The sequence below is a fragment of the Quadrisphaera sp. KR29 genome (genome assembly GCF_052644995.1).
The window spans coordinates 30,410-53,255 of the sequence record NZ_JBQXXG010000012.1; the positions used below are offsets into that span (position 1 = coordinate 30,410).

Genomic DNA, 22,846 nt, shown 5'->3' on the forward strand with positions numbered 1-22,846 from the left:
CTCGCCGCGCAGCTGCGACTGCGCCGCGCACGAGTAGCGCCGGTCGGCCGGGGTGAGGCCCTCCGGCGCGTACGACGCCGCGAGGACCCCACCCGGCTGCTCGCCCTGCTGCTGGGAGCTCAGCGCAGCCCCTCCGGCGCGGCGCCCGCCGGGACCAGCACCCGCTCGCGCAGGAGCCGGCGCAGGAGCACCTGCGCGTCGTCGACGTCGATCCCGGCCCCGCCGGCCGCCAGCGACGAGGGCGAGGTCGGCCCGGCCAGGGCCGCGCGCAGCGCCGGCTCGACCCAGCCGGGGAAGCTCACCGTGCGCTGCCCGACGAGCAGCTCCACGCGCTCACCGGCGGTCCGCACGCGGGTGCTCAGCCCGATCCGCGGCCGCACCCCTCCCCGCGGGCCCAGCGTGCGGGCCGCGCGGTCCTGCGCGAGGGGCCCGACCGGCTCCAGCGGCACCGCCTGGCGCCGCCGCGCGGCCACGACCCGCTCGACGGCGGCGTCGTCCAGCTGCTCCAGCCAGGCCAGCGCGGCGCGGCGGAAGGCGGCGACGTCGGGCTCGACGCCCGTCGGGCCCTCGGCCTCCACCGGCAGCGGCAGCGCGCGGCGCAGCACCAGGGACTCCTCGCCGTCGCCCGTGCCGGCCCCGGCCAGGAGGTCGGTCAGGACGTCCTGCCACGTCGTCGCCAGCAGGCCGACGGTGAGGTGGATCGAGCGCTCGTCCGTGGTCTGCGCCGAGTGGAGGTAGCCGCGCGGCAGGTACAGCGCGTCACCGGGTTCCAGCACGGCGTCGATGATCGGCGCCCGCCCGCCCACGGGGTCGGGGCCGAGGTCCTTGCTGGGCTGGGTGCGCAGCGGCAGCTCGACCGCCGGGGGGTGGATGGTCCAGTGCTTGCGGCCGTCCACCTGCAGCACGAGCACGTCGTGGGTGTCGTGGTGGGGCTTGAACCCCTGGGCGCCGGGCGGGGTGACGTAGACGTTGGTCTGGGTCTGGCAGCCGAGCTCGGCGGCCAGGTCCCGGCAGAAGACGGCCAGCGGCGGCCACACGCGGTGCAGCGCGTTGAGCACGATGGTGGCGCCCTCGGCGTGGTTCCTCGCGATGCCGTCCGGGTCGGGCAGGTCGCCCAGGCGCTGGTTGCCGGCGTTCGCGGTCCGCGTGTAGCTGGAGCGCGGCAGGCTGACGCCGTCCTTGACCATGGCGAAGAAGGGCGTGCGCAGGCCGCGCGGGCCGAGCAGCTCGTCGACGTCGGCGGGGGAGAGCAGGTCGTCGAAGCCGCGCACCGCCGACCAGCTGCGGTCGGCCGCGCGCAGCAGCAGCGGGGTGCGGTTCCAGCGCTCGGCGGCGAAGCGCTCGGGGGTGGTGTCGAAGCAGCGCGCCAGCGGCGACGGACCGGCCCCGGTCCCCGAGGGGACCGGGGCCGTCAGCTCGCGCTCGAGCTCAGCCGTCACGTCAGCTGTTCGCCGGGTCCGCGCCGGCCGGGTCGGAGCCGGCCGGGTCGACCTGGGTGCTGTCGGAGTCGCCGGCGTCGGCGTCGCCGCCGGAGCCGCCGGCGGGGTCCACGCCCGCGGGGTCGGAGCCGGCCGGGTCGACCTGGGTGGAGTCGGAGTCGCCGGCGTCGGCGTCGCCGCCGGAGCCGCCGGCGGGGTCCACGCCCGCGGGGTCGGAGCCGGCCGGGTCGACCTGGGTGCTGTCGGAGTCGCCGGCGTCGGCGTCCCCGCCCGCCCCGCCCGCACCGGTGGTCGTGGTGATGTCGTCGTCGCTGAGGGACATGCGGCCTCCTGCTCGAGGGCCGGCCCGGTCGGGCGCGGCGCGTGACCGGGCTCGCCCGGCGGTGCCCCGTCATCGTGCACGGCGCCGTCGCCCGCCGCGAACGGGCCCCCGCGGGCCTCCCGGACGGGCACCGGCGGTCAGGGGGTCCGGGCGGCCAGGACCACGACGTCGTCGGCGGCCTCGCCCGGCAGGGCCGCCGCGAGCACGGCGTCCAGGAGCACCTGCAGGGGGGCGCCGGCGTGCTCGGCGACCAGCGGCCCCAGCAGGCCGGCCAGCGCGGCGGTGCCCTCGTCGAGGTCCCTGTCGCGCCGCTCGACCAGGCCGTCGGTGTGCAGCAGCAGCACCGAGCCCGGCGGCACGGCGACCACGTGGTCGGTGCGGTGGGTGCTCCTGTCGACCCCGAGCAGCAGCTCCGGGCGCCGCCCGAGCACCCGCACGTCCCCGCCGGGCGGGCACAGCAGCGGCGGGGGGTGCCCGGCGTTGGCCCAGCGCCAGCTGCGCGTCCCGCCGCGGCCGGGGGGCCCGAGCACCCCGGCCACCACCGTGGCGGGCGCGCCCACCTCCAGCCGGTGGAAGGCGTCGTCCGCGGCGGTCAGCGCCCGCGAGGGCAGGCCGTCGACCGCGAGGAGGAAGGAGCGCACGGCGCCGCTGGCGCGGCCCATCACGGCCGCCGCCTCGACGTCGTGGCCCGCGACGTCGCCCACCACGAGCGCCAGGCGGCCGCCGTCGAGGGGGACGGCGTCGTGCCAGTCGCCGCCGACGTGGTCGCGCCGGCCCGCCGGCAGGTAGCGGGCCGCCAGCTCCACGTCGAGCCCCCGCGGCAGCGGCGCCAGCAGGGCGCGCTGCAGGACCTCGGCGGCGCTGGCCCGGTCGGCCAGCAGCAGCGCCCGGCGCACGGCCTGGCCGGTCGCGGCCGCGGAGGCCCGTACGACGTCCAGCACGCCCGGGGACACCCTGCCGTCCTCGCGCCAGCCGATGGTCAGCGCCCCCACCACCGCGTCCTCGGCCACCAGGGGGACCACCACCCCCGAGCGCAGCCCGGAGCGCTGGATGCGCGCGGCGACGGCCGGGAACTGCGCCCGCACGTCCGCGAGCTCGTGGAAGACCAGCTCCTGCCCGGTGCGGCAGACGTGCGGCGCCGGGCCGGGGTGGTCCAGCGGGAGGTCGGCCCAGGCCGCTTCGACGTCGGGGTCGACCTGGGCGCGCGAGGCGGTCCGCACGCGGCGGGCGGCCCGGTCCAGGACCGACAGGCCGCCGTAGTCGGCGCCCAGCTTCTCGGTGGCCACCGCGACCACGGCGGTGGCCACCTCCTCCAGCGTGCGGGCCGCCCCGAGCGCGGTGGAGACCTCCAGGACCAGGCGGGTGCGCTCCAGCAGGCCCGCCACCACCGCCGCCGCCGAGCGCCGCTCGTCGGTGCTGCGCGCGACCACGAGCAGCAGGCCGTCCAGCGGGACCGCCTGCAGCTCGTACCAGCGCGGGCCGCCGATCCGCGCCTCCCACGTGGTGGTGGTCCCCGTGCGCGCCGCGCGCCGCAGCGGCTCCTCGCTGGTCGAGGTGCCCGGCACCGCGTCCCACAGGACCCTGCCCAGGACCTCCTGGGGCCGCAGCCCGCTGGCCGAGGCGGCGGCCGGGCTCACCCAGAGCACCTCCCAGCCCGGCCCCAGGACCGCGACGGGGTCGGGGATGCTGGCCAGCGCCCGCTGCCACCAGCCCGGGGGCACCGCGGGCACGGGCCCGTCGGCGTGCCCCGTCACCACCCGCCGATCGAACCACGGGCCGCGGCCGGCCGTCAGGCGCCTCACAGCCCCAGCAGGCGCACCCCCGCCCAGGCCACCGCGGCCACGAGCAGCCAGGAGGCCAGGCCGAGCACCAGCGAGCGCCCCCCGGTCGCCGCGAGCGCGCGCAGCCGGATGCCGGTGCCCAGGGCGTACAGCGCCGCGACCAGCAGCACGGTCTGCACGGTCTGCGCCGCCGCCAGCACCTGCGCGGGCAGCAGGCCGGTGCTGCGCACGGCGACCGCCAGCAGGAACCCCACCACGAACAGCGGCAGCAGCGGCACGCGGGCGCTGACGCCCTCCCCGCCCTCCCCGGCCCGGGAGCCGGTGCGGGCGCGGCGGGCGGCGCGGCGGGCCGCGAGGCCCACCCCGGCCACCAGCGGCGCCAGCAGGGCCACCCGCGCCAGCTTGACGACGACGGCGGTCTGCAGCGCGCCGTCGACCCGGCTGGCCGTGGCCACCACCTGGCCGACGTCGTGGACGCTGGCGCCCACCCAGGCGCCGAAGGCCACCGGGTCCAGGCCCAGGGGACCGGCCAGCGGGGGCAGCACGAGGATCGCCAGGCTGCCGCACAGGGTGACCAGCGCGACGGCGGTGGTGACGTCCTCCTTGCGAGCCCTGGCCAGCGGCTCCACGGCGGCGATGGCCGAGGCGCCGCAGACGGCGAAGCCGGTCGCGACCAGCAGGCCCCGCCCCGGGGGCAGTCCCAGCGCCCTGCCCAGCGCGAGCGTGCCGCCGAAGGTCAGCGCGACGGTGGCGACGACGACGGCGAGGCCCTGCCAGCCGAGCGCCAGCACCGCACCCAGCGGCAGCTGCAGGCCCAGGAGGACGACGGCGGTGCGCAGCAGCCGGCGGCTGGCGAAGGCCGTTCCGGGGACCAGGGCAGCGCGTTGCAGACCGGCGTTGGCCACGAGCAGGCCCAGGACCACGGCCACCGTGGTCGGGCCGAGGCCGGGGACCAGCGCGGAGACGGCCAGGGCCAGGGCGGTGGCCGCGGTCGCCGCCAGCAGGCCCGGCAGCAGCGGGCGCAGGGCGAGGGCCGGCACGTCAGGCGCGCGGGCGCCGCAGCGGCAGGAGCAGCAGGGCCAGGGCCAGCAGCGCTCCCGCCGCGGCGCCCACCCAGGCCGGCCCGGTCAGGAAGGCGCCGCCGGCGCCCTTCGGCCCGGCGAGGTAGCCGGCGAAGCCGCCGGCGAAGGCCAGCACCACCCCCAGCAGCACCGCTGTGGAGGGTGCGGGGCGCCGCCGGCGCGGCGCCAGCAGGAGGCCGGCCAGGCCCCCGACCGCACCGGTGAGGACCAGGGCGGCGACGCCGATGACCACGCGCTGCACGGCGCCACGCTAGACCGCCCGCGCGCCCTCCCCGCGCCGGCGCCGCGTTGACACCGGTGGGCGGCCCGGGGGACCATCGACCCCGCCCATCCAGAGCGGCCGAGAGACCTGGCTCGTCGACGCCGCAGCAACCAGCCCCGCGCAGGGCAGGTGCTCCCGCCAGGACCGATGGAGGAGATCCGCCGTGACCTGCACCGACGCTCCCGCTGCACCCGTGGTCGACCTGGCCGGCGCGTTCCGCGCCGTCGCCTCCAGCGCGTGGGTCGTGACCACCCGCGCCGGCGAGCGCCCCGTGGGCTTCACGGCGATCTCCGTGGCGTCGGTGTCGGTGGCGCCGCCGCTGCTGTCCTTCAACGTCTCGCGGACCTCCTCCAGCCTGGAGGCGCTGCTGGCCGAGCGGCGCGCCGCCGTGCACCTGCTCGCCGCAGACCAGGAGCAGCTGGCGCGCCGGTTCGCCGCGCCGGCCGCCGGCCGCTTCCCCGAGGACGGCTCGTGGGGCTTCGACGAGTCCGGGCTGCCCGAGCTGCGCGGGGTGGTCGCCCGCCTCGCCGGCCCCGTCCACGCGGTGGTCGAGGCCGGCGACAGCCTGCTGCTGCTCGTGCGGCCCGAGGTCACCGCGGTCGCCGGTGGCACGCCGCTGGTCCACCACGCCAGGGCCTACCACCGCCTCGCGGCGGCCTGAGCCCAGCGGCTCAGCGGCGGGGCGCCGCCTGCGGCTCGTCCTCGCGCAGGTCGAGCACGGCGGTGTGGTCCACCTCGCCCGCCGCGGCGCCGTCCTCCAGCCCGGTGACCGGCACCGATCCCGCGGGGGCGCCGGCGCCGCCGGACAGGGTGGCCAGCATCTGGCGGACGTTGGCCAGCTGGGCGTTGATGCTGTCGCGGCGCTCGGCGGCCGCCGCCACCTCGCGCTGGGACTGCGCCCGCACCTGGTCGGCGTGCTCGCGCGCCTGCTCCACCAGCGCGGCCGCCTCCTCGCGGGCGGAGGCCAGCAGCTCCTCGGTGCGGGCCGCCACCTCCCGCTCCACGGCGTCGGCGCGGTCGCGCGCCTGCGCCACCAGGCGCTCGGCCCGCTCCAGCTCCTCGGCCTGGGCGCGGGCGCGCTCGGAGGACTCCACCTCGGTGCGGTGGCGCCGCGTGGCCAGCGCCAGCTCGAAGTCGGCGGCGGCCTGCGCCGCGCGGGCGCGGGCGTCCTCCCAGGCGGCCTCGGACTCCTCGCGCCGGGCCGCCGCGTCGCGCTCAGCGGCGTCGAGCAGCTCCTCGGCGCGCAGCTGGGCGTCGGCCAGCACGCGCTGCGCCTCGAGGTCGGCGTCGGAGCGCACCGCGGCCTCGTAGCGGTCCGCCTCCAGGCGGACCAGGCGCGCGTGCGCCTCCGTCTCGCTGCGCAGCGCCCCCGCCTCGGCCTCGGCGCGGGCCACGACGTCCCCGGCCTCCTCCTCCGACAGCGCGAGGATCTGCGCCACGCGGGCGCCCAGGTCGGCGTAGGTGGGCTGGAGGGCCTCGGGGCGCACCAGCTCGGCGGCGTCCTCGGCGGCGCGCTCGGTCAGCCGGTGCTCGAGGGCCTGCACCCTCTCGGACAGCTCGGCCGCGGCCCCGCGGGCCTCCTGGAGGGCGACCTCCAGGTCGTGGACGTGCTGCTCGACCTGCGCGGGGTCGTACCCGCGCAGGACGGTGCGGAACGCGCCGGTGTCAGCCATGGTGCCTCCGGGGGAGCTCGTGGACCCAGCCCCGGCCGCTGGCGGCCGCGCGGGCCCCGCCGGGGACGGGCGGCCCCTACCGTGGCAGGGACGCGCGGCGACCGCTCGCCGACGGGTCCGCGGCCGACCCCGGCAGCGCCGGGGAGCCACCGCGTCCGCGCGCGGCGAGCGCCTCGATGATGCCCGACAGCTGGCCGAGCTCGGCAGCCGCCGCCTCGCGCATCCGCGTGAGCTCGGCCACCTCCGCGGCGAGCCGGTCGCGCCGCGCCTCCGCGTCGGCGCGCTCCCGGTCGGCGGTGCTGCGGGCCTCCAGCACCAGGCGGACGGCCTCGGCGCGGGCCTCGCGGCGCACGTCCTGCCCCTCGCGCTGGGCGCGGGCGACCTCCTCGGCCACGCGGGCCCTCAGGGCGCGGGCGCCGTGCTCGGCCTCCTCGGCGCGCCGCTGGGAGCGGTCCCGGGCGGCGGACTCGGCCGCACCCGCCGCAGCGAGCACCTGGTCGGCCTCGGAGCGGGCGGAGCGCAGCACGCGCACGGCCTCGGCCCGGGCGGACTCCAGCTCCTCGGCGGCGCTGCGGCGCAGCTGCTCGGCCTCCTCCTCGAGCCCGCCGAGGCGGGCCCGGACCCGCTGGCTGGCGGCGCTGACCACGTCCTGCAGGCGCACGCGGGCGCGGCGCACCGCAGCGGCGGCCTCGGCGTGGCCGCGGCTGCGGGCGGTGCGCGCCTCCTCCTCGGCCGCGGTGAGGAGGGCGTCGACGGTGCTCGTGGTCCAGGCGGTCTGCTCGGCAGCGGCGGCCAGCTCCTTCTCCGCCTGCGCGCGCGCCTCGGCGCGCACCCGGCGTGCCTCCTCGGCGGCCAGCTCGCGGGCCCGGGAGGCCTCCTCGCGCGCCAGGGACAGCTCCTCGGCGGCCGCGCGGCGCGCGGCGGACGCGTCGGAGGCCGCGGCGGCCAGGACCCGCTCGGCCTGGGCGTAGGCCTCGGCCGTGGCCCGCTGGGCCTCGATGTGCCCGGTCTCGCGGACCGTGTCGGCCTCGGCGAGCGCCTCGGCCCGCTCCCGGGCGGCGGCCTCGCGCGCAGCGGCGAGCAGCTGGTCGGCCTCCGCGCGCATGCCCGCCAGGAGGCGGTCGCCGTCCTCGGTGGCGCGCTGGTGGGCGGTGCGGGCCGCCTCCTCGGCGGCGGCGGCCTCGGCGCTGGCCTGCGCGACCAGCTCGTCGGCGGCGGCCGAGGCGGCCTGGACCACGAGGGCGGCCTGCTCGGCGGCGTCCTCGACGATCTGCTGGGCCTCGGCGTGGGCCTCGGCCATCGCGGCCGCCGACCGCTCCCGCAGCGCCGCCACGTCGGCGGCGGCGTCGCGGTGCTGGGCGCGCAGCGCCGTCACCGCGGCGGACAGGTCGGAGGCCTCGCGGCGCAGGCGGGCGGACTCCTCGCCCAGCTCCGCGGCGCGGCGCTCGGCGTCCTCCACCGCGCGGCGGGACTCGGCGTCCGCGCCGCGGCGCACCCGGGCGGCGTGGGCCTCGGCGGCCGCGCGGACGGCGTCGGCGTCGCGCCGGGCGGCGTCGGTGAGCTGCTCGGCCTCGCGCTGGGCGCGCTGGGGCAGGTCGCGGGTGCGGCGCTCGGCCTCGGCGCGCACCGCGGCCGCCTCCTCGCGGGCGCGCGCCACCAGGGCCGCGGCCTCGCGCTCGCTCTCCTGGCGGGCGCGGGCCACGTCGGCCGCCGTGGTGCGGCGCAGCGCGGCCGCGTCGGCCTCGGCGGCGGCGCGCACGCGCTCGGCGTGGTCCTGCGCCAGGCCCAGCAGGTGGATGGCGCGCTCGGGTGCCTCGGGGCGGGCGGCGGGGCGCTGCTGGCGAGGGGCCGGGGCCCCCGCGGGGGCGGACGAGGGGGCCGACGGCGGGAGCACCACGGGGGAGGCGAGCGAGCGGCCGCCGGCGCGGGGGCGCTGCTCGGCGGTGGGGTGCTGCGGCTGGGAGGGCACCGGGGCGTCGAGGGCGTCCTGGGTGGGGCGGGCCCAGCGGCGCCGCTCGGAGCGGGGCCGCGAGGGGGCGTCGTCGAGGGCGGAGGTGTCCACCGGCCCGCTGAGGGCGGCGTGGGGGATGCCCGCGGGGGAGGTGGAGCTCAGGTAGCTGCCCTCCGGGACCTCCGGCACCACCGCCGTCGTCCCCCCGGCGGGGCCCGCGAGCCGCTGCGGCCGGTCCGTCCTCATGCAGGCGATGGTGGCACGCAGGGGGCCCGGCGGACCGGCTTTCGGCACCAGACGCGGCGCCGTGTCGCGCCCGACGGGCGCTGCCGCTGCCGCTCAGCGCACCAGCGGGAGCGGGTCGGGCCGCTTGGCGCTCACCCCGTCGCCGCTGGAGCGCCCCTCCAGGCGCCGGCGGACCCACGGCGCCAGGTGCGTGCGGGCCCAGGCGGCGTCCCTGCCGGCCCGCACCAGCCGGCCCGGGGAGGCCTGCGGCGGCAGCGGCACGGCCCACTCCCGCTCGGCGGCTCCCAGCTCCCCGCCGTGGAGCCCGCGCACCGTGGCCGCGGCCAGCAGCGCCACCCGCTCGTGGCCCGCGGGGGCCAGGTGGATGCGGTCGGGCGCCCACAGGCGCAGGTCGTACAGGGCGCGCATCGACCACAGGTCCAGCACGAGGGCGTCCCAGCGCTGGGCGATGGCCCACACGTGGAGGTTGAAGGTGGCCACCCTGCCGCGGGTCCACCGGACCACCGGCAGGCCCGCCGGGTCGAAGCCGGCCGCCAGCAGCACCTGCGCGCCCGCCGTCCGCGCGGCGCCCACGGCCTCGTCGAGCTGCGCCGCGAGGGCGTCGACGTCGACGGAGGGCCGCAGGATGTCGTTGCCGCCGGCGCTGATGCTCAGCAGGTCCGGCGCCAGCTCCAGGGCCCGCGGCAGCTGCTGCGCCACGACCTCGGGCAGGCGGCGGCCGCGGACGGCGAGGTTGGCGTACTCCAGGCGGCCGCCGGCGGCGCGGGCGTCGTCGTCCAGCAGCTCGGCGAGGCGGTCGGCCCAGCCGCGGTGGCGCCCGGTGCCGGCCGGGTCGGGGTCGTCGATGCCCTCGGTGAAGGAGTCCCCGACGGCGACGTAGCGCCTGTAGGTGCGCAGCGGTGCAGCGGCCACCCGAGCACGCTAGCCCTCCGGGCCCCGCAGTGGTCGCCCCGGGCAACCGGGTGCGTCGGGTCCGCCCGGACGCGGCGGTCTCAGGGCAGCGCCCACCCCACGGGCGGGGCCCCCTGCGCCCGCAGGGCCGCGTCGACCGCGCTGAACGGCCGGGAGCCGTGGAAGCCGCGCGAGGCCGACAGCGGGCTGGGGTGCACCCCGGTCAGGACGGCGGTGCCGGCCAGCAGCGGGGCCGCGGTCTGCGCGTCGCGACCCCACAGCACCGACACCAGGGGACCGCCCCGCGCGGCGAGGGCGCGCACGGCGGCGTCGGTGACCCGCTCCCAGCCGAGGCGGCGATGGGAGCCGGACTCCCCGGCGCGCACCGTGAGGACCCTGTTGAGCAGCAGCACGCCGCGCTCCGACCACGGCGAGAGGTCACCGGTGGAGGGCGCGGGTGCGCCGGTGTCGGCGGTGAGCTCCTTGAGCAGGTTGCGCAGGGTCGGCGGCAGCGGGCGGACGTGCGGGGCCACGGAGAAGGCGAGGCCCACCGCGTGGCCGGGCCGCGGGTAGGGGTCCTGGCCCAGCAGCAGCACCCGGACCTCCTCGAGCGGCTGCTCGAAGGCGCGCAGCACGTGCTCGGGAGCGGGGAGGACCTGCTCCCCGCCCGCGCGGCGGGCGGTCAGGTCGGCGTCCAGGCGGGCCAGGTCCTCCTCCACCGGGGCGAGGGCGCGCGCCCAGCTCGGGTGGAGGGCGGCCAGCGGGGACGGCGGCGGGGTCGGCGGTGGCGTGGGAGGCGGCACGCTCCCACGCTGCCCTGCCGGCCCGGCCTCTGCCAGGGTGGGCCGGTGGCGCTGTCGCAGCGGGACCTGGCGGTGCTCGCCCTGGAGCGGCGCTCCTTCCGCCGCCGCGGCGAGAAGGAGCAGGCGGTGCGCGACGAGCTGGACATGTCGGCGACCCGCTACTACCAGCGCCTCAACGCGCTCCTGGACGACCCCGAGGCCCTGGCCGCCGACCCGGTGCTCGTGGGCCGCCTGCGGCGGCTGCGCGCCGAGCGCACCGCCGGGCGCGACCTCGACGTCGAGGACGGCGCACCGGGGTGAGCGGTTCGGGCCTCGCGGGCGCGGCCCAGCCCGTACCGTCGACGGGTGAGCTCGCCGTACCCGCGTGACGACTTCGACGCCGTCACCCCGCCGCGCGACGGCCGGCGCGGCGCTCACCGGGCCGCGCCGAAGCGGCCCGGGGGCGTCCTGGCCCCGGTGGTCGTCGCGCTGGTCGTGGCCGCCGCCGGGGGAGCGGGCTACGTCGCGTGGAGCACCGTCGGGAGCCCCGCCTCGGCCTCCTCCGCCGCCGGGCCCGCGCCCGCGGCCCAGGACGGCGCCCAGGACGCGCAGCCGGCCGCCCAGGACGCCCCCGGCGCCGCGGACCCCAGCGCCCCGGCGCCCAGCGAGCAGCCCGTGGACCGCAGCGCGCCCGTCGTCGTCCTCAACGGCACCGGCACCTCGGGCCTGGCGGCGAAGGAGGCGGCCGAGCTGGAGGAGGCGGGCTGGCAGGTCGCCAGCACCGGCAACGCCACCTCCGCCCAGCGCGCGGCCCGCAGCGCCACCACCGTCCTCCACCCGACGGCGCAGCTGCAGGCCGCCGCGGAGGCCCTGGCCGAGCAGGTGGGTGCCACGGCGGTGCTCGACCCGCAGGCCCAGCCGGGCTCGCTCACCGTCGTCCTGCGCTGAGGGACCGGCGCCGCGTCCACCACGGGTGGGACAGCGCCCCCGGACCGGGGGCGAGGGCCGTGGCGGACCGCCCGGACCGGCGAGCCGCAGGTCGCGCGGCGACCCGCGGCTCCCAGCCCCGCCGCGCGGACCGGCCGAGGGGGCCGCGGAGGGGCCGGCGCGGCGCTGACCTGCTCCGGGACCTCGCCGGGGAGGGTCCCGGGCCGCTACCCTGCGGCTCGGTCGATCAGTTCACGGGCGACAGGACTCCTCCAGCACGCACGCCAGGGGGGCCGCACGGGGGCCAGCTGGCCCACGGACTCCAGACCCGGGGTCGGGCGCACTGCCCGGTCCCGACCACCGCACCGCTGCAGGAGCACGCACCATGGCACTCGGGACCGTGAAGTGGTTCAACGCTGAGAAGGGGTACGGGTTCATCACCGTCGACGGTGGCCCTGACGTCTTCGTCCACTGGTCGGCCATCCAGATGGACGGCTACCGCTCCCTCGAGGAGGGACAGGCCGTCGAGTTCGAGGTCGGCACCGGCCAGAAGGGCCCGCAGGCCGAGGCGGTCCGCCTCGCCGGCGCCTGACCCGCGCCCCTGACGGCGTCGTCCCCCTCGGAGGGCGGCGCCGTCGTCGTGTCCGGAGCGCACCCGGGACGGTGAGCGTGTTTGCACTCGGCGGGCCAGAGTGCCAATCTGGTGCCTGGCACTCGGAGACCCCGAGTGCCAGCACACGACCTGGGAGCCCAGCGCTCCCCGGCCGTGCTGGGCGAGCCGCAGGCCCCGGGTGCAGGCCCGGTGCGCCGGCGGCGTCCGTCGCGGGCGCCCGGCCGGTCGGCAGCACCACCTGATCCGCCACCCGTTCCGGAGGAGCACCGCTCATGGCGAAGACCATTTCCTTCAACGAGGAGGCCCGGCGCGGTCTCGAGCGGGGCATGAACACCCTCGCCGACGCCGTCAAGGTCACCCTGGGCCCCAAGGGCCGCAACGTCGTGCTGGAGAAGAAGTGGGGCGCCCCCACGATCACCAACGACGGCGTCTCGATCGCCAAGGAGATCGAGCTCGAGGACCCGTACGAGAAGATCGGGGCCGAGCTCGTCAAGGAGGTCGCCAAGAAGACCGACGACGTCGCCGGTGACGGCACCACCACCGCGACCGTCCTGGCCCAGGCGATGGTCCGCGAGGGGCTGCGCAACGTCGCCGCCGGCGCCAACCCGATGGCCCTCAAGCGCGGCATCGAGAAGGCCGTCGAGGCCGTCTCCTCGCAGCTGCTGGCCAACGCCGTCGACGTGGAGACCCGCGAGCAGATCGCGGCCACCGCGTCCATCTCCGCCGCCGACACCGCCATCGGCGACCTCATCGCCGAGGCGATGGACAAGGTCGGCAAGGAGGGCGTCATCACGGTCGAGGAGAGCAACACCTTCGGCCTGGAGCTCGAGCTCACCGAGGGCATGCGCTTCGACAAGGGCTACATCTCGCCCTACTTCGTCACCGACGGCGAGCGCATGGAGGCGGTCCTGGAGGACCCCTACATCCTCATCGCCAACTCCAAGATCTCCTCGATCAAGGACCTGCTGCCCCTGCTGGAGAAGGTCACCCAGTCGGGCAAGCCGCTGGTGATCATCGCTGAGGACGTCGAGGGCGAGGCCCTGGCCACGCTCGTCGTCAACAAGATCCGCGGCATCTTCCGCTCGGCCGCCGTCAAGGCGCCCGGATTCGGCGACCGCCGCAAGGCGATGCTGCAGGACATCGCGATCCTGTCCGGCGGCCAGGTCATCTCCGAGGAGGTCGGCCTCAAGCTCGACACCGCGGGCCTGGACCTGCTGGGCCGCGCCCGCAAGGTGGTCATCACCAAGGACGAGACCACCATCGTCGAGGGCGCCGGTGACGCCGACCAGATCGCCGGCCGGGTCAACCAGATCCGCACCGAGATCGAGCGCTCCGACTCCGACTACGACCGCGAGAAGCTCCAGGAGCGCCTCGCCAAGCTCGCCGGCGGCGTGGCCGTCATCAAGGCGGGCGCGGCCACCGAGGTCGAGCTCAAGGAGCGCAAGCACCGCATCGAGGACGCCGTGCGCAACGCGAAGGCGGCCGTCGAGGAGGGCATCGTCGCCGGCGGTGGCGTGGCCCTCATCCAGGCCGGCTCCAAGGCCTTCACCGACCTGCAGCTCTCGGCTGACGAGGCGACCGGCGCGAACATCGTCAAGGTCGCCATCGAGGCCCCGCTGAAGCAGATCGCCGTCAACGCCGGCCTCGAGGGCGGCGTCGTGGCGGAGAAGGTGCGCAACCTCCCCGTCGGCCAGGGCCTCAACGCCGCGACCGGCGAGTACGTCGACATGGTCGGCACCGGCATCATCGACCCGGCCAAGGTGACCCGTTCGGCGCTGCAGAACGCGGCCTCGATCGCGGCCCTGTTCCTCACCACCGAGGCCGTCATCGCCGACAAGCCGGAGAAGGCCGCTGCGGCCCCGGCCGGTGGCGACGGCGGCATGGGCGGGATGGACTTCTGATCCGCGCCTGACGCTCCAGGAGGGCGGCACCCCGGCCGGGGTGCCGCCCTCCGTCGTCCCTGCCGGCGCCGGTCAGGCGGGTGGGGGAGCGGTGGACGCGCGCAGCTCCAGGTGGACGGGCACGACCGTGGTGCCGCTGCGGTGCCGGCCGGGGTGCGCGATCTCCTCCAGGAGGATGCGCACGCAGTGCTCCCCGACCGTCTCGAAGTCCTGGTGCACGGTGGTCAGCGGAGGCCAGTAGTCGCCGGCCTCCGCGACGTCGTCGAAGCCGACCACGGAGACGTCGTGCGGCACCCGCCGCCCGCGCTCGTGCAGCGCCCGCAGCAGCCCCAGGGCCATCTGGTCGTTGGCGCTGAACACGGCCGTGACCTCACCCGGGGGCAGGCTGGCCAGCAGGTGCCCGGCGCGGTGGCCGGACGCGGAGGTCCAGTCACCGACCACCGGAGGTGGCACCGGGCGCCCCGCCTCGCGCAGCACCTCCTCCCACGTGCGGGCCCGCACCTGGGCAGCGCGGCTCGTGGGTGGCCCCGCCACGTGGTGCACGGTGCGGTGGCCCAGCTCGAGCAGGTGGGACACCGCCGCGCGCGCGCCGGCGGCCTGGTCGGTGTCGACGCTGGGGAACGGCCCGGGCACGGCGTCGGTGGTGACCAGCGGCAGGCCGGGGCGGACCGCCACCTCGAAGCGCTCCAGCAGGTCCGCCTCGACCAGCACCAGCCCGTCGACCTCGGAGGCCGACAGCGCCGCGATGCCGCTGTCCACCCTGGCCGCGGTCGCCTCCTCCAGGCTCAGCAGCTGGATGGCGCGGCCGGCGCGGCCCGCGGCCTGGGTGATGCCCGACAGGGATCGGACGTCACCCAGGCGCGAGACGGAGAACACCAGCACCCCGATGGCCCCGTAGCGCCCCGTGGCCAGGGCCCGGGCCGCGGTGTTCGGCTGGTAGCCGATCGCCTTGAGCGACTCCAGCACGCGCGCCCGGGTCTCCGGGACCACCCCCTCGTGGCCGTTGACCACGCGGGAGACGGTCTGCGCGGAGACGCCGGCCGCGGCGGCGACGTCGGCCAGGGAGGGGCGCTCGCTGCGCCGCGCCCCCCGCGGCCGCGGTGACACTCAGGCCCCGCCGAGACCGGTCTCGGCGACGCCGCGGACCAGCCAGCGCTGGAGCACCACGAAGACGAGCAGCACGGGGACCAGCGAGAGCAGCGCCGCCGCGAACAGGCCCGTGTAGTCGAAGGTCTGCGCGGTGAGGAACTGCGACAGGTACACCTGCACCGTGAGCGCGCCGCTGCCGCTGCCGGCCACGACGAGCGGCCACAGGAAGGCGTTCCACGCGCCGACGAAGCCGAGCACGGTCAGCGCCGAGGCGAAGGCGAGGGAGTTGGGAACGACGATCCGCACGAAGACCCCCAGGTGTCCGAGGCCGTCCAGCTTGCCCGCCTCCTCCAGCTCCTTGGGGAAGGCCAGGAAGAACTGGCGGAAGAGGAAGACGTTGAACGCGCTGAACAGCGTAGGCACCACGAGGCCCTGCAGGGAGTCCACCCAGCCCAGCTTCGCCACGATGATGAAGTTGGGCAGGAAGGTCGTGGCCGCGGGGATGAGCAGCATGAGCACGGTGAGCGCGAACAGCGGCTGGGAGAGCCGGTGCGGGATGCGCGCCAGCGCGTAGCCCGCCATCGCCGCCACCACGATCTGCCCGACGGTCATCGTCACGGCCATGAGGCTGCTCGTGAGGAGCGCCGTGGTGAAGGACGGGTCCTCGAGCACGCGCCCGAAGGCGCTCCAGTCGGGCGTGGAGGGCCACAGCACGAAGGTCGGCGAGGCGATGTCCGCCGGGGCCGACACCGCCGTCTTGACCATGATGTAGAAGGGCAGGACGAACAGCAGCGCCAGGACGGCCAGCACCGCGTAGCGCACGCCCAGGAGCAGCCCGGCGCCCGGACCGCGGACCCCGGTCACCGGGGGGCCCCGGCGCGCGCGGCCCTGCGGGCGCGGCGGCTCGTGCGGTCCTCCGCGGCCGCGAAGCCGAAGAAGTAGTTCTGGCCCAGCGCCACCACCACCATGATCGCCGTGAGGATGAGGGAGCCCGCCGAGCCGAGGCCGAAGTCGCGGTCGCCGCCCAGGGCCACCCGGTAGAGGTAGACCAGCGGCGGCCTGGTGTCGGGGTTGAGCGGGAGCAGGTTGATGAACTCGTCGAAGGCCTGGAAGGCGGCGACGAGCAGGAGGAGCAGCACCGCGGCCACGGTCGGGCGCAGCTGCGGCCAGGTCAGCGCGACGAAGCGCCGCGGGCCGGCGGACAGGCCGTCGATGGCGGCCGCCTCGTACATGGTCCTGGGGATGCGCTGCAGGCCGGCGAGGAAGAGGAGCATGTAGAAGCCGATCTGCAGCCACAGCCGGACCGTCACCAGGACGATCCACCACTGCGGCGACTGCGCCAGCCACGTGCTGATGGGGTCGAGCCCCACCAGGGACAGGGCGGTGTTGGCCACCCCGGAGGGCAGGCCGCTGAACAGGCCCAGCTTCCAGATGAGCGAGGCGACCACGTAGGAGCAGGCCAGGGGCAGGAAGAACACCGAGCGCAGCAGCGCCTGCGCGGCGGGCAGCTCGTGCAGGAGCAGCGCGAGGCCCAGGGAGGCGAACATCGTCACCGGGACGATGAAGGCGGCGAAGACGGCGAAGGTCCCCAGGCTCTGCAGGAAGGCCTGGTCGGTCAGGAAGCGCTCGTAGTTGGCGAGGCCGACGAAGCGGACCGGTGTCAGGCTGCCGCGGGCCTGGGTGAAGCTCAGGTAGGCGCTCCACAGGATCGGCAGCACCGAGAAGACCGCCAGCCCCGCGAAGAACGGGGTGACGAGGATCCAGAAGGCCCGCCGGGTGCCGGGCAGCGCGGTGCCGGCGCGGCGCTCGCGCGGCGGGCGGTCCTGCCGGGCCGCCGCCCGGCGCCCGGGGGCGCCCCCGCCGGGCGCGTCCTGCGCCCGGCGGGGGGTGGTGGTGCTCACTGGACCAGCGTGTCGAGGGTCTGCTGGGCGGTCTGGGCGGCGGCGGCCAGCGTGCTCGCCGCGTCGGCGCCCGAGGAGATGATCTTGACGGCGGCGTCGTTGTAGGCGGTCTCCATGGCGGGGGTCCAGAACGGGCCGACGGCGTAGCCGTACTGGGTCGCGGCGTCGACGCACTGCTTGGCCACGCCGTCCTGCAGCTGGGTGGTGGCCGAGGCCACGGAGGTCTGCGGGGGGATGTGGAACCCGAAGTCGACCGAGAAGGACGTCTGGAAGTCGGTGTCGTCGATCCACTGCGCCTTGGCGGCGGCCTTGGCGGCCTCGACGTCGGAGGCCTTCGCCGCCACCTGCATGTTCCACCCCGACACGCCGACCATCGGGGTGCCCGAGGCGCCGACCCCGGGGATCGGCATGGCGGCCAGGTCGTCGCCGAGGGCCTCGACCATCGCGGGGACCGCCCACATGCCCTGCCAGGTGATGGCGGCCAGGCCGGCGTTGAAGGAGGTCGGGTCCCACCAGTCGGTGGGCGAGCCCAGCAGCACCGCCTGCTGGTCGTAGGCCTCCTTGGCCTTGGTCAGCGCGGCGGCGACCTCGGGGGTGTTGAAGCCGACCCTGGTGTCGTCGTCGACGAGCAGGCCCCCGCCGCTGGCCTTGGCGACAGCGCCCTTCCAGACGCCGGCGCCGCCGTCGTTGCCGACCCACAGGCCCTTGCGGCCGCCGCCGGTCAGCTCGATGCCGGCGTCGATGAGCTCCTCGAACGTCGTCGGCTCGGCGATGCCGGCCTCGGCCAGCATGCTCGGGCGGTAGAAGAGCAGCTGCGGGTCGCTGATCATCGGGATGCCGTAGATCTTGCCGTCGATGGTGACGACCTTGAGCGAGGTCTCGCTGAACTGCCCCTTGACGGGCTCCATGATGTCGGTCAGGTCGGCGTACTGGCCCGCACGCGCCGAGGCGACGTCGATGGCGTTGTTCTCGAAGAGGTCCACGCCGCTGCCCGCGGTCAGCCGCGACTGCAGCTTGGGGGCGTAGTCGCCCAGGACCCACTCCACGGTGATGGGCGTGGCGGTGTAGGCGGCAGCCCACTCCTTCACGGCCTCCTCGACGCCGTCCTCGCCGTACTGGTGGAACCACTGCGACAGGCCCCCGCCGCCGCTGCCCGAGCCGCCCGTGCCGCCGTCGTTGCCGCCGCAGGCGGACAGCAGCGGCGCGCTCACGGCGGCGGAGCCGAGCAGGGTGAGGAGGGCGCGGCGGCTGAGCCCGCGGGGAGGGGTGCTGGGGACCATGTCTCGGCTCCTGGGGTGTGAGGCGCGGCGTTGCGTCAGCCGAGCGGCGTCGCTCGGTTCCGAGGATGTTAGCGATAACAGGTTGATCGTCAAGAGGTTCCGCGGAGTGTCACCAGATCGAGACCTGGGCTGCGACCGGGCCTTCCCGTGTGCGTGCTCGGTCGGGCACAGTGGTCCCGTGAGCGTTAACAACGAGGTGCCCGCAGCGTCGCGGCCCCACTGGTTCGAGCAGCACGACCCCGCCCGGGGGGTGCTGCCGGCGCGCGCCGCCCTGCGCTCGGACGCGCCCGACCTGGACCTGTCCGGCGACTGGCGCTTCCGGTGGAGCCCGCGCGCCGACGTCGAGGAGTCCTTCTGCCGACCGGGCTTCGACGACTCCTCCTGGGACGCGCTCGCCGTGCCGGGCCACTGGCAGCTGGCGCCGCAGAACACCGACGGGCGCTACGGGCGGCCGGCCTACACCAACGTGCAGTACCCCTTCCCGCTCGACCCGCCGTTCGTGCCGGACGAGAACCCCACCGGCGACCACCGCCTGACCGTCGCCGTCCCCGACGACCTCGCCGCCGTCGTGGCGGCCGGCGGCCGCGCGGTGCTGCGCTTCGAAGGCGTGGACTCCGCCTTCCGCGTCTGGGTCGGCGGCACCGAGGTGGGCCGCTCGGTGGGCTCGCGCCTGCCCTCGGAGTTCGACGTGACCGACCAGCTGCCGCCGGCCGGCGAGGAGCTGGTGCTGGCCGTGCGCGTGCACCAGTGGTCCTCGGGCTCCTACCTGGAGGACCAGGACATGTGGTGGCTGTCGGGGATCTTCCGCGACGTGCACCTGCTGGGGCGCCCGGCCGGCGGCGTGGAGGACGTGCACGTGCACGCCGGGTACGACCGCACCACCGGCACCGGCTCGCTGCGCGTGGACGTGACCACCACGGGCGACGCGCGCGTGCTCGTGCCCGAGCTCGGGCTCGACCTGGCGCCCGGGCAGGAGGCCGTCGTCCCCGTCGACCCCTGGAGCGCGGAGTCACCGCGGCTGTACGACGCCGAGGTGGCCACCGCCACCGAGCGCGTGCGCCTGCGCCTCGGCTTCAGGACCGTCGCGGTCGTCCCGTCGTCCACGGGCGACTGGGACGTCTTCACCGTCAACGGCGCGCGCACCCTCCTGCGCGGCGTCAACCGGCACGAGGTCTCCGCCGACCGCGGCCGCTCCACCACCGGAGCCGAGGACCTCGCCGACGTGCTCCTCATGAAGCAGCACGGCGTCAACGCCGTCCGCACCAGCCACTACCCGCCGCACCCGCGCTTCCTGGACCTGTGCGACGAGCACGGCCTCTACGTGGTCGACGAGTGCGACCTCGAGACGCACGGCTTCCTCGTCAGCGGGTGGCGGCGCAACCCGTCCGACGACCCGGCGTGGGAGGCGCCCATGGTCGACCGGATGGTCCGCACCGTGCACCGCGACAAGAACCACGCCAGCGTCGTCCTGTGGTCGCTCGGCAACGAGAGCGGCGCGGGGCGCAACCTCACGGCCATGGCCCGCGCCGCTCGCGAGGTCGGCACCGGCCTGCCCCTGCACTACGAGCACGACTGGGGCGTCCCCGACGTCGACGTCTACAGCCGCATGTACGCCCACCAGGACGAGGTCGCCCTCATCGCCCGCGGCGCGGAGGCGGACCTGGGCAGCGACGACGCGCTGGCCGGCGGCGGGCTCACGGCCGGCCCGCGCGACGCCGCCGCGGACGCGCGCCGCCGCCGGATGCCGTTCGTGCAGTGCGAGTACGTGCACGCGATGGGCCTGGGCCCGGGCGGGGTGGCCGAGTACCAGGACCTCTTCGAGTCCTCCGACCGCTGCATGGGCGGCTTCGTGTGGGAGTGGATCGACCACGGCCTGCGCCAGGTCGCTGAGGGCCACGAGCGCTGGGCCTACGGCGGCGACTTCGGCGAGGCCGTGCACGACGGCAACTTCGTGGCCGACGGCCTCCTCTTCCCCGACCGCACCCCGTCGCCGGGCCTGCTCGACGTGGCCGTCGCCTACGCGCCGGTGAAGGTCGTGCCGGCCGCCGGCGCCCCGGCCGGCGCGCCGGCGGTGACGGTCACCAACCGCTACGACGTGCGGGACCTGTCCGGCGTCTCCCTGCGCTGGGTGAGGGAGGACGACGGCGAGGAGGTCGCCAGCGGTGAGCTGGTCACCCCGGACCTCGCGCCCTGGGCCAGCGCCGACGCGGCGCTGCCGGCGGAGGCGCTGCTGCCCGCCCGCGGCGGGGCCGCGGAGCGGTGGGTCACGGTGACCGCGGTGTCCCGCAAGGACGAGCCGTGGGCCGCCGCCGGGCACGTGCTGGGCCGCGGGCAGGTGGCGCTGGACCCCCTCCCGCCGTCGTCCACGGCCTCCACGACGGCCGCGGCCGCGGAGCCCGTGCGGCGCGGGGCCGACGTCGTCCTCGGTGGGGCGGTGCTCGACGCGCGCACCGGCGCGCTGCACCGCCTGGGCGCCCTGCCGGTGCACGGGCTCCGCCTGGACCTGTGGCGCGCGCCCACCGACAACGACGAGGGCGAGAACGGCAGGATCGCCGACGCCTGGCGCAGGGCCGGGCTGCACCAGCTGACGCACCAGGTGCGCGGCGTGCACGTCGAGGGCGGCTCGCTCGTGGTGACCACCCGCGTGGCGCCGCCCGTGCACGACCACGGCGTCCTGGCCACGTTCCGGTGGACCGCCCTCGCGCCCGGCGTCACCGGGGGCGCCGCGTTGCGCCTGGACGTGCACGTGCAGCCGCAGGGGGAGCAGGCCCTGCCGTGGCCGCGCCTCGGGGTGCGCCTGCACCTGCCGCGGGCGCTGGACCGGGTCACCTGGTTCGGCCGCGGGCCGGGCGAGGCCTACCCCGACACCGGGCTGGCCGCGCAGGTCGGGCGCTTCACCGCCACCGTCGCCCAGCTGCAGACCCCCTACGTCATGCCGCAGGAGAACGGGCACCGCGCCGACGTCCGCTGGCTGGAGCTCACCGGCGGCCCCGGTCCGCGGACCCCCGGGCTGCGCGTGGAGGGGGAGCCGACGACGGGCTTCACCGCCCGGCGGTGGACCACCGAGCAGCTGGCCGCCGCCCGCCACGACGCCGAGCTCGTGCCCGGGCCCGACCTCGTGCTCACCCTCGACGCCGCGCTGCACGGCACCGGCACCGCCTCGTGCGGACCCGCCGTGCTGCCGCAGCACGTGCTCCACCCGGCGGAGCGCTCGTTCTCGGTGGTCCTGCGCGAGCTGCCCGCCTGAGCCGACGGGCCGCCGCCGGGACGTAGGGTCGCGCGGTGGCTGTGCTCGTCGACGACGCGCGCTGGCCGGCGCACGGCCGCCTGTGGGCGCACCTGGTCAGCGACACCTCCCTGGCCGAGCTGCACGCCTTCGCCCGCGCTGCGGGCGTGCCCGCGCGGAGCTTCGACGCCGACCACTACGACGTCCCCGACGCGATGCTGCCCGCGCTCGTCGCCGCCGGCGCCCAGCCGGTCGGCGGGCGCGAGCTCGCGCGGCGCCTCATCGCCTCCGGGCTGCGCGTCACCCAGCGCGAGAAGCGCGCCGGGACGGCGCCGGCCGGACAGCCCGGGCCCGCGGGCCTCGCCGGCCTGCTGCTCGCCGCCGGCGCGGGCACCCGCTTCGGCGGCCCGAAGGCCCTGGCGCGCGACGACGACGGCACGCCCTGGCTGGCCGCCCGCGTGCGCGCGCTGCGCGACGGCGGCTGCGGCCGGGTGCTCGTGGTGCTCGGCGCCCAGGCCGAGCAGGCGCGCGCGCTGGTGCCCGGCGGCGCCGACGTCGTCGTCGCGCAGGGCTGGCGGGCGGGGATGAGCGCGTCGCTGCAGGCGGGGCTGGCCGCGCTCGCGGCCCAGGAGCCCGCGCCGGCGGCGGCGCTGGTCGCGCTGGTCGACACCCCGGGGCTGCGCCCGGAAGTGGTGCGCCGGGTGGCCGGGCGCGACCCGTCGACGTCCGCGCTGGCCCGTGCCGCCTACGGCGGGCGGCCGGGCCACCCCGTGCTGCTGGGCCGCGCGCACTGGTCGGCGGCGGCGGCCTCAGCCCGCGGCGACCGCGGCGCCGGCCCGTACCTGCGCGCGGCGGGCGCGCACCTGGTGGAGTGCGCCGACCTCGACGACGGGGAGGACGTCGACTCCCGACCTACGCTGGCCACGTGACAGCACCCAGCGACGCGCCCGGCCGCCTCGACGAGCCCGCCCGCCGGGTGGTGCTGGCCGCCGTGACCGCTGACCCGCTCGACACCGGCGCCCACGCCGCCCTGGTGGGCAGCCGCGCCGCGGGCGCGGTGGTGACCTTCGCGGGCGTGGTGCGCGACCACGACCACGGTGCGGCCGTCGACCGCCTGGAGTACGTCGCGCACCCCACGGCCGGCCGGATCCTCGCCGAGGTCGTCGCGGGCGTGGTGGCGGCCCACCCGGTGGACGCCGTGGCCGTCTCGCACCGGACCGGGCCGCTGGCCGTGGGCGAGGTCGCGCTGGCCGTGGCCGTCTCGGCGGCGCACCGCGGCGAGGCGTTCACCGCGGCGGCGGCGGTCGTCGACGAGGTGAAGGAGCGCCTGCCGGTGTGGAAGCACCAGTTCCTCGCCGACGGCACCGACGAGTGGGTCGCCTGCCCCTGACCCCCCGCTCCCCGTCCGGCGCGCCTCCCGGACGGGAGACCCCTCCCGCCCTACCGTCCTGTGTGACGGGTGTGACGGGTGTGACGTGAG

The 22,846-nt window shown here is 77.4% G+C and carries 21 protein-coding genes and 1 riboswitch; of the genes, 8 read left to right on the forward strand and 13 right to left on the reverse strand.

What is annotated here, in order from left to right:
* Positions 1-119: 119 nt before the first annotated feature.
* The 5 genes from ACUN9U_RS12085 to ACUN9U_RS12105 form a co-directional block, all read right to left on the reverse strand.
* Complete coding sequence (locus tag ACUN9U_RS12085) at positions 120-1,439, reverse strand: cupin domain-containing protein (protein WP_445485244.1); 1,320 nt, start codon at positions 1,437-1,439, stop codon at positions 120-122.
* A gap of 1 nt (position 1,440) precedes the next feature.
* Complete coding sequence (locus tag ACUN9U_RS12090) at positions 1,441-1,761, reverse strand: hypothetical protein (RefSeq protein WP_445485245.1); 321 nt, start codon at positions 1,759-1,761, stop codon at positions 1,441-1,443.
* A gap of 137 nt (positions 1,762-1,898) precedes the next feature.
* A complete protein-coding gene (locus tag ACUN9U_RS12095) occupies positions 1,899-3,518 on the reverse strand; it encodes a SpoIIE family protein phosphatase (RefSeq protein ID WP_445485246.1) in 1,620 nt (539 codons plus the stop codon).
* A gap of 41 nt (positions 3,519-3,559) precedes the next feature.
* Complete coding sequence (locus ACUN9U_RS12100) at positions 3,560-4,582, reverse strand: YeiH family protein (RefSeq protein ID WP_445485247.1); 1,023 nt, start codon at positions 4,580-4,582, stop codon at positions 3,560-3,562.
* Position 4,583: 1 nt separating this feature from the next.
* Complete coding sequence (locus tag ACUN9U_RS12105; RefSeq protein ID WP_445485248.1) at positions 4,584-4,865, reverse strand: hypothetical protein; 282 nt, start codon at positions 4,863-4,865, stop codon at positions 4,584-4,586.
* Positions 4,866-4,948: 83 nt separating this feature from the next.
* Positions 4,949-5,040: riboswitch (SAM riboswitch) on the forward strand.
* Between the two features lie 9 nt (positions 5,041-5,049).
* On the opposite strand from ACUN9U_RS12105, the gene ACUN9U_RS12110 reads away from it, so the two are divergent.
* Entirely contained in the window at positions 5,050-5,547 is a 498-nt protein-coding gene (locus ACUN9U_RS12110; RefSeq protein WP_445485249.1) for a flavin reductase family protein, read from the forward strand.
* Positions 5,548-5,557: 10 nt separating this feature from the next.
* Here ACUN9U_RS12110 and ACUN9U_RS12115 read toward each other — a convergent pair whose 3' ends face one another.
* The 4 genes from ACUN9U_RS12115 to ACUN9U_RS12130 form a co-directional block, all read right to left on the reverse strand.
* A complete protein-coding gene (locus ACUN9U_RS12115) occupies positions 5,558-6,559 on the reverse strand; it encodes a DivIVA domain-containing protein (RefSeq protein ID WP_445485250.1) in 1,002 nt (333 codons plus the stop codon).
* A gap of 76 nt (positions 6,560-6,635) precedes the next feature.
* Complete coding sequence (locus ACUN9U_RS12120; RefSeq protein WP_445485251.1) at positions 6,636-8,756, reverse strand: hypothetical protein; 2,121 nt, start codon at positions 8,754-8,756, stop codon at positions 6,636-6,638.
* A gap of 93 nt (positions 8,757-8,849) precedes the next feature.
* Positions 8,850-9,668, reverse strand: a complete 819-nt coding sequence (locus ACUN9U_RS12125) for an SGNH/GDSL hydrolase family protein (RefSeq protein ID WP_445485252.1) — start codon at positions 9,666-9,668, stop codon at positions 8,850-8,852.
* Positions 9,669-9,748: 80 nt separating this feature from the next.
* Complete coding sequence (locus ACUN9U_RS12130; RefSeq protein WP_445485253.1) at positions 9,749-10,450, reverse strand: uracil-DNA glycosylase; 702 nt, start codon at positions 10,448-10,450, stop codon at positions 9,749-9,751.
* 45 nt (positions 10,451-10,495) lie between these two features.
* Between ACUN9U_RS12130 and ACUN9U_RS12135 the strand changes: the two genes are divergently transcribed.
* From ACUN9U_RS12135 to groL, 4 genes are all read left to right on the forward strand, one after another.
* Positions 10,496-10,750 (forward strand): DUF3263 domain-containing protein, encoded by a 255-nt coding sequence (locus ACUN9U_RS12135; protein ID WP_445485254.1) that lies wholly within the window; start codon positions 10,496-10,498, stop codon positions 10,748-10,750.
* Positions 10,751-10,795: 45 nt separating this feature from the next.
* Complete coding sequence (locus ACUN9U_RS12140; RefSeq protein ID WP_445485255.1) at positions 10,796-11,377, forward strand: LytR C-terminal domain-containing protein; 582 nt, start codon at positions 10,796-10,798, stop codon at positions 11,375-11,377.
* A 364-nt stretch (positions 11,378-11,741) separates the two neighbouring features.
* The gene (locus tag ACUN9U_RS12145) at positions 11,742-11,948 is read left to right on the forward strand and encodes a cold-shock protein (protein WP_186720027.1); all 207 of its coding nucleotides are present in this window, start codon (positions 11,742-11,744) and stop codon (positions 11,946-11,948) included.
* 293 nt (positions 11,949-12,241) lie between these two features.
* The gene (groL, locus tag ACUN9U_RS12150; RefSeq protein WP_445485256.1) at positions 12,242-13,870 is read left to right on the forward strand and encodes a chaperonin GroEL; all 1,629 of its coding nucleotides are present in this window, start codon (positions 12,242-12,244) and stop codon (positions 13,868-13,870) included.
* A gap of 72 nt (positions 13,871-13,942) precedes the next feature.
* Here the strand turns inward: groL and ACUN9U_RS12155 are convergent, their stop codons facing one another.
* Genes ACUN9U_RS12155 through ACUN9U_RS12170 form a run of 4 tightly spaced genes read right to left on the reverse strand, consistent with a single transcriptional unit; the run spans position 13,943 to position 18,140 of the window.
* On the reverse strand, positions 13,943-14,977 hold the full coding sequence (locus ACUN9U_RS12155; RefSeq protein WP_445485257.1) for a LacI family DNA-binding transcriptional regulator: 1,035 nt from the start codon (positions 14,975-14,977) through the stop codon (positions 13,943-13,945).
* Entirely contained in the window at positions 14,978-15,823 is an 846-nt protein-coding gene (locus ACUN9U_RS12160; protein WP_445485258.1) for a carbohydrate ABC transporter permease, read from the reverse strand. It abuts the gene before it with no gap.
* The gene (locus ACUN9U_RS12165) at positions 15,820-16,860 is read right to left on the reverse strand and encodes a carbohydrate ABC transporter permease (protein ID WP_445485259.1); all 1,041 of its coding nucleotides are present in this window, start codon (positions 16,858-16,860) and stop codon (positions 15,820-15,822) included. Before ACUN9U_RS12165 ends, ACUN9U_RS12160 begins: the two co-directional genes overlap by 4 nt.
* Complete coding sequence (locus ACUN9U_RS12170; RefSeq protein WP_445485260.1) at positions 16,857-18,140, reverse strand: ABC transporter substrate-binding protein; 1,284 nt, start codon at positions 18,138-18,140, stop codon at positions 16,857-16,859. The genes ACUN9U_RS12165 and ACUN9U_RS12170 overlap by 4 nt, the downstream gene beginning before the upstream one ends.
* A gap of 178 nt (positions 18,141-18,318) precedes the next feature.
* On the opposite strand from ACUN9U_RS12170, the gene ACUN9U_RS12175 reads away from it, so the two are divergent.
* From ACUN9U_RS12175 to ACUN9U_RS12185, 3 genes are read left to right on the forward strand one after another with little or no spacing between them, the layout of a single operon-like run.
* Entirely contained in the window at positions 18,319-21,387 is a 3,069-nt protein-coding gene (locus ACUN9U_RS12175; RefSeq protein ID WP_445485261.1) for a glycoside hydrolase family 2 TIM barrel-domain containing protein, read from the forward strand.
* Between the two features lie 35 nt (positions 21,388-21,422).
* Positions 21,423-22,295, forward strand: coding sequence for a DUF4031 domain-containing protein (locus ACUN9U_RS12180; protein ID WP_445485262.1), 873 nt, complete (start codon positions 21,423-21,425; stop codon positions 22,293-22,295).
* A complete protein-coding gene (locus ACUN9U_RS12185) occupies positions 22,292-22,756 on the forward strand; it encodes a molybdenum cofactor biosynthesis protein MoaE (protein WP_445485263.1) in 465 nt (154 codons plus the stop codon). Before ACUN9U_RS12180 ends, ACUN9U_RS12185 begins: the two co-directional genes overlap by 4 nt.
* Positions 22,757-22,846 lie beyond the last annotated feature (90 nt).